Raw genomic sequence first — 5,918 nt, forward strand, 5'->3', positions numbered from 1 at the left:
GACTGAGGATGCACGGTGCAGTACACCATGGCTGTGGTGGTGCCGCAACGGAGCAGTTCCTTGACGAAGAAATCCGCCACGCCGCGCGCGTGCTCCGGATTCCTGAACTGGCGCTCGGTCGGGAATGTGTAGGTATCGAGCCACGGCAACAGACCGGGCGCCGGCGATGCAATCATATCCGTTTGTGGATAATGAATGTGGGTGTCGATAAAGCCCGGCATGATGATCTTGCCGCGGTAGTCGCGTACCTGCGTGCCGGGCGGTAGCGTGTCCTTCAGCAGCGCGTAATCGCCTGCCGCCACCACACGGCCGGCATTCAGCACCAGCAGCCCGTCTTCGTGCCAGGAGTGCGCTTTGTCGCTGATCGCCGGATCGTCCGTGAAGTGCAGCAGACTGGCGCGGAAAACTTTGATTGAATTGCACATGACATCGTCCTAGCTGCCGCGGTAAGTGGAATAAGCCCATGGCGACACAACGATCGGCACGTGGTAGTTCGCATCGGTGTCCGCAATGCCGAAGGCAATGATCACTTCGTCGACGAAGCGTGGCTCCGGCAGCTTGACGCCTTGCGCCGCAAAGTAATCGCCGGCGCCAAACACCAGCTCATACTTGCCCGCAATGACTTCGCCGCCCGCCAGCAAAGGCTGTTCGCAGCGCCCGTCCTGGTTGGTAACGGCGGTCTTCAACAGCACCTTGGTATTGCCGTCCACGCGGAACAGTTTGACCTGAACGCCCGCACCAGGTTTGCCCTGCGTGATATCCAGGACGTGTGTACTCAGTTTGCCCATAAGGTCTCCTTTATAAGTGAGATCGATCTTATACGGCTGGCCATTGCGAAATATTCACCACGGCGAATATCAATCATGAGCTGCGTCGACATAATCAAGACTCCATATAAATAAAGAGGAGACACACGATGTACAAGCAATTAGCTGTTCTGGCCCTCGCGGCCCTGGGCACGCAGCAAGCCAGCGCTGCGGATTGGAGCGATACGTCGATCGGTTACCGCTATGGCACGAAATTCGCCGAGCCGTATAACCCGAACGACATCAAGAAGCACATCGTGAGCTGGACCTATGCCGACGGCTACAAGTACGGCGGCAATTACATGAACGTCGATTTCCTGACCTCGGACGGCACCGACAACAACGCGCATGAAGCCTATGTGTTGTATCGCCACACACTGGACATCGGCAAGATCACCAGGAAGGAATTGAAGTTCGGCCCCGTGCGCGGCGTCGGCATCACCGCGGGCTTCGACTGGAACGCCAAGAACGACGACACCTACAACTCGCGCAAGCGCATGGTGGTGCTGGGCCCGACCCTGATGATGGACGTGCCGGGCTTCTTGAACGTGAGCCTGTATGCGGTTTGGGAAAGCAACCAGCCGCTGGGCGTGGCCAAGCGCTATTCCTACGATACGCGTCCGATGCTGAGCACTGCCTGGGGCATCCCGCTCGGCCACGGCTTCAGCTTCGAAGGCTACGGCAACTGGATTGGCCGCAAAGGCATCGATGAATTCGGCGGCACCACTTCGCCCGAAGTGAATATCGACGCGCAAATCATGTACGACGTAAGCCCGCACCTCGGCGCCAAGCCTAACACCTTCAAGGTCGGCTTCGAGTACCAATACTGGCGCAACAAGTTCAGCACCCCGCACAACATCCCAGGCAGCACGGCAAGGACGCCGATGATACGCGCGGAATACCACTTCTAAGAAAAACGGCCCTCGCGGGCCGTTTGCTTTTATACGAACTCGCCTACTTTTGCTGTCACTGCCTCCCGCACCGAACCGCTGGTGACGAAGCTGTGCGCCACCTGGATGTCGTTGTGGAACCAGCGGTCGCCGTCCATGCAGGCCGGGATCTGCTTGCGGATCTCGTCATAAGCCGCTTGCGTACCTTCGCCCAGCTTGAAGCCCGGCAGCAGGCCTTCGGTCATGGTCAGCGCCTGCGCTGCCAGCAGCATCTCCACACCCACGATGTACTGCGTGTTCTGCACTACGGTGTGGGCCTTGCGCGCGCACCAGGTCGAGTTGGAGATATGGTCTTCGCTATTGGCCTTGGACGGAATGGAGTCCACACTGCCCGGCATGGACAGGGTGCGGTTCTCCATCACCAGGGAACTCAGCGAACATTGCACCACCGGATACCCGGTATTCACCCCACGCAGGCCGGACATCAGATTGCGCGGCAAGCCCCATGACAGTGTCGGATCGATCAGGCGTGCAACGCGGCGCTCGCAGATGCTGCCCAGGTCCGTAATCGCCATTGCCAGCAAATCCATCGCCTGCGCCAGATACTGGCCGTGGAAGTTACCGCCCGAGATGATCTCGAACCCGCCGCCGTCCTTGCCGAAGATCAGCGGGTTGTCGGTGGCCGAATTGATCTCGTTCTTCACGATGGTGTCGATGTAGTCCAGCGCATCGAACACCGGGCCGTAGACTTGCGGCGTGCAGCGCAGCGAATACACATCCTGGATGCGCGGCGTGTAGGGAATATCAGTGCGGCGCAATTCGTCAGGGAACTGCACGGCGCGAGCTTCATGTGTGGTGCGGGTGGAGCCCTTCAGCAGCTTGCGCACCACGGCTGCAGTCTTGATCTGGCCTGGGTGCGGACGCGCCTGCTGGATACGTGGATCGAAGGCCGACATCTCGGCGCGCATCGCCTCCAGCGTCAGCCCCAGCGACAGGCAGGCATCCGTCAGCAGGTCGCGCGCGTCCTTTGCCGCCAGTACCGCCACTGCCAGCGAAGCGGTGCAGCCATTGATCAGGGCCGATGCATCCTTGGCCTTGAGATCGAATTTGACGGGACCGACTTCAGCGCGGGTAATCGCCTCTGCGGCCGGCATGCGGGCACCTTTGTACATCACTTCCGCTTCATCGAAACCGGCGATGGCGGCCGCCAGATAGGCCAGCGGCGCCAGGTCGCCCGATGCGCCAACCGAGCCTTTTTGCGGCATGATCGGATGGATGCCGGCGTTGATGAAGGCCAGCAGGCGGTCCACCACTTCCACGCGCGGCGCCGAGAAATTGCTGGCGAAGGCATTGGCGCGCAACAGCATGGTGGCGCGGCTCACCTCTTCCGAAAACGGTTCGCCGATGCCGCCGCTGTGGGCCTTGATCAGCTGCGTCTGGAACAGTTCAATATGCTCCACCTTGATGCGGGTGTCCTTCAGCAGGCCGACGCCGGTGTTAAAGCTGTACATCATCGGCGCTTCATCGTGCATCCAGGTCGATTCGATGTAGTCGCGGCTTTCCTTTAATGCAGCGCGTGAGGTGGCGGACAGTTCCACTTTTGCGCCGCTGCGCGCGACCGCCAGCACCTGTTCGGCGGTGAGATTGAATCCATCGATAGTGACATTGCTCATTTCAATTCCTCTCAGTTCGCGCTGGATTCGTACCATGCGCCGATCAGCTGACGCTCGGCGTCAGTCATATGCGTCATGTTCGCCAGCGGCATATCCTTGTTCTGCACGGCGCGCTGGTAGATCTTGGCGGCGTGCTGCTTGATCTGGTCTTCGTTATCGAGCATCACACCGCCCGGCGCGGAGGCAAATCCCGCCTGGGTCGGCGTCGCCGAGTGACAGGCCACGCAACGTTCGGACACCACGTGATGCACGGTCGCCAGACTGGCCTCGCCAGCCGGGGCGGCAGCGGAAGCAGCAGCAGCAGGCGCGGCGCCATCTGCCGCATCAGCGCTAACCGCAGCGGCAGCARCGGCGGGCGCTGCTACCGCCTTGCGAGGCGCCGGTRCAATCGCCACCGCCACGCCAATCAGCAGGGCAACTCCAGCGATCGGATAAGCCGGCGATACCTTGCCCGCATGACGCAGATTGAAGAAGTGGCGGATCAGCACACCGGCAGCCATGATGGCGGCCAGCACCAGCCAGCTGTATGCATGGCTGTAGGTCATCGCGTAGTGGTTGCTGATCATGATCAGCAGCACAGGCAAGGTGAAGTAATTGTTGTGGACCGAGCGCACCTTGGCGCGCTTGCCATAGATCGGATCAGGCGACTGGCCCTTTTCCATCGCATCCACCAGCTTGCGCTGGCCAGGAATGATCACGAACAGCACGTTACCGACCATCATGGTGCCCATCATGGCGCCGACGTGAATGTAGGCAGCCCGGCCGCTCAAGGTGTGGGTCAGCACATAAGCCGCGGCCACGATCAGCAGGAACAGCACCGAACCGAGTACCGCGGGTTTTTCCGCCAGCGGTGTTTTGCACAAGGTGTCGTACACCAGCCAGCCGCCAAGCAGCGTGCCAATGCCCACGCCCACTGCTTGCAGGGAGCTCAGGTCGGCCACATTCTTATCGATCATCATCGCCGACGCATTGAAGTAGTAGACGATGAATAGCATGGCAAAGCCGCTCAGCCAGGTGGCATAGGCCTCCCATTTGAACCAGTGCAGGTCTTCCGGCAGTTCGTCCGGCGCGACCAGGTATTTTTGCGGATTGTAGAAGCCGCCGCCGTGCACCGCCCACAGTTCGCCCATCACGCCTTTCTTGGCCAGCGGACTGCCAGGCTTGGGCGGCCGGATCGAATTGTCCAGCCAGACGAAATAAAACGATGCGCCGATCCACGCAATACCCGTGATCAGGTGCAGCCAGCGAACCAGCAGGTTCAGCCACTCCACCCCGTAGGAACCGAATAATGTCTCCATGATTTTTCCAATTAGTCTGTTCATCTGCCTCTGGCGGGCACTTCAGATGATCGAGGAGTTTCACCTCAGAAACGGTCGTTGTACTGCCGCCGCTACGACCGCGACGGCAAAGGAACGCTCCCGCCGTCAACTTGGTGAAACGATATCGGCTATGAGCGCCCCTATCTTTTCGTTGCACATATAACTCGCATAGCCGAAAACATATATACCGGGGCCTCGGTTAATGCGACCCTGTCATCTATAAAGGTAAATAACTAATATCGGGAGACCATGATGTCCAGATTGCCGGACCACTTAGATATCCACCTCATTCGCATCTTGTACTTGCTGCTGTGCGAAAAGAGCGTGTCGCGCGTGGCGCTGAAGCTGAATCAGCCGCAGCCCTCCATTTCCGGCTCCCTGCGCAAGCTGCGCGAGCTGACCGGCGATCCGCTGCTGGTACGGGGCGGACGGGGCATGGTACCCACCCAGCACGGCGAGAGTCTGATGAAGACCGCCAAGCGCGTGCTGGACGAAGCCGAAAGCCTGTTCACGCCCAAGACCGCTTTTGTGCCCCTGGAACAGGCGCGCACCTTCCACATCGCCGCGCCGGACTATATGAATACCCAGTTCTTCACCGAGGTGATCGCGCGCCTGCGCCGCGAATCGCCCAAGAGCCGGCTGGTGATTCACTCCCTGGTGCCGGACGTCGATTATGTGCGCCTGCTGTCCGATGGCGAACTGGATCTGGTGGTCGGCAACTGGGATGAGCCGCCGCAGCACCTGCACCTCTCCAAGCTGTTCGACGATCCCATCGTCTGCCTGATGCGCGCCAATTGCGCCTACGCGCGCCGCACCGCGCGCGATGGCATGACCACCGACGATTTCCTCACCCTGCCGCAAGTAGCACCGGCCCAGATCCTGCCCGGTTACCACGGCAGTATCGACTCCTTCCTGGAGGGACAGAATCTTCAGCGCAATATCGTGGTGGAATCGGCACACTTCCGCATGCTGCCCTACGTCGTAGCGCAAACGGACCTGGTGCTGACGGCAGGCCAGCAGTTCGCCAGTTTTTACGAAAATTTGCTGGGGCTGAAATCCTACAAGGTGCCGGTGGACTTTCCGCCGCTGCGCTTCTACCAGCTGTGGCACGAGCGCTCCCAGCACGGGACGGAACACAAATGGCTGCGCGCCCAGGTCAGCGCCGCCGCGCGCCTGCTGGCCAAGTAGATATCGGCCTGGCCATTAGCCGGTATCGGCGCAGCGCTATAT

The 5,918-nt window shown here is 60.2% G+C and carries 6 protein-coding genes; 2 read left to right on the plus strand and 4 right to left on the minus strand.

Annotated elements, in window-relative coordinates; genetic code table 11:
- The coding region (locus AB4Z11_RS20210; RefSeq protein WP_442027216.1) for an amidohydrolase family protein at positions 1-425 on the minus strand (425 nt) is incomplete at its 3' end.
- Between the two features lie 9 nt (positions 426-434).
- Positions 435-788 carry a hydroxyisourate hydrolase gene (gene uraH, locus AB4Z11_RS20215; RefSeq protein WP_442027218.1) on the minus strand — a complete coding sequence of 118 codons (354 nt, stop codon included), beginning with the start codon at positions 786-788 and terminating at the stop codon, positions 435-437.
- Between the two features lie 128 nt (positions 789-916).
- Here uraH and AB4Z11_RS20220 point away from each other — a divergent pair, with 128 nt between their 5' ends.
- Positions 917-1,717, plus strand: coding sequence for an outer envelope protein (locus tag AB4Z11_RS20220; RefSeq protein WP_442027220.1), 801 nt, complete (start codon positions 917-919; stop codon positions 1,715-1,717).
- Between the two features lie 29 nt (positions 1,718-1,746).
- On the opposite strand, the gene AB4Z11_RS20225 is transcribed toward AB4Z11_RS20220, so the two are convergent.
- Entirely contained in the window at positions 1,747-3,369 is a 1,623-nt protein-coding gene (locus tag AB4Z11_RS20225; protein WP_442027221.1) for an HAL/PAL/TAL family ammonia-lyase, read from the minus strand.
- A gap of 11 nt (positions 3,370-3,380) precedes the next feature.
- The gene (locus AB4Z11_RS20230; protein WP_442027223.1) at positions 3,381-4,667 is read right to left on the minus strand and encodes a urate hydroxylase PuuD; all 1,287 of its coding nucleotides are present in this window, start codon (positions 4,665-4,667) and stop codon (positions 3,381-3,383) included.
- A gap of 273 nt (positions 4,668-4,940) precedes the next feature.
- Between AB4Z11_RS20230 and AB4Z11_RS20235 the strand changes: the two genes are divergently transcribed.
- Positions 4,941-5,876, plus strand: a complete 936-nt coding sequence (locus AB4Z11_RS20235; RefSeq protein WP_442027225.1) for a LysR substrate-binding domain-containing protein — start codon at positions 4,941-4,943, stop codon at positions 5,874-5,876.
- Positions 5,877-5,918: the final 42 nt, after the last annotated feature.

Origin of the sequence: Pseudoduganella sp. RAF53_2, assembly GCF_052113985.1 — a bacterium.
GTDB lineage: Bacteria > Pseudomonadota > Gammaproteobacteria > Burkholderiales > Burkholderiaceae_D > Rugamonas.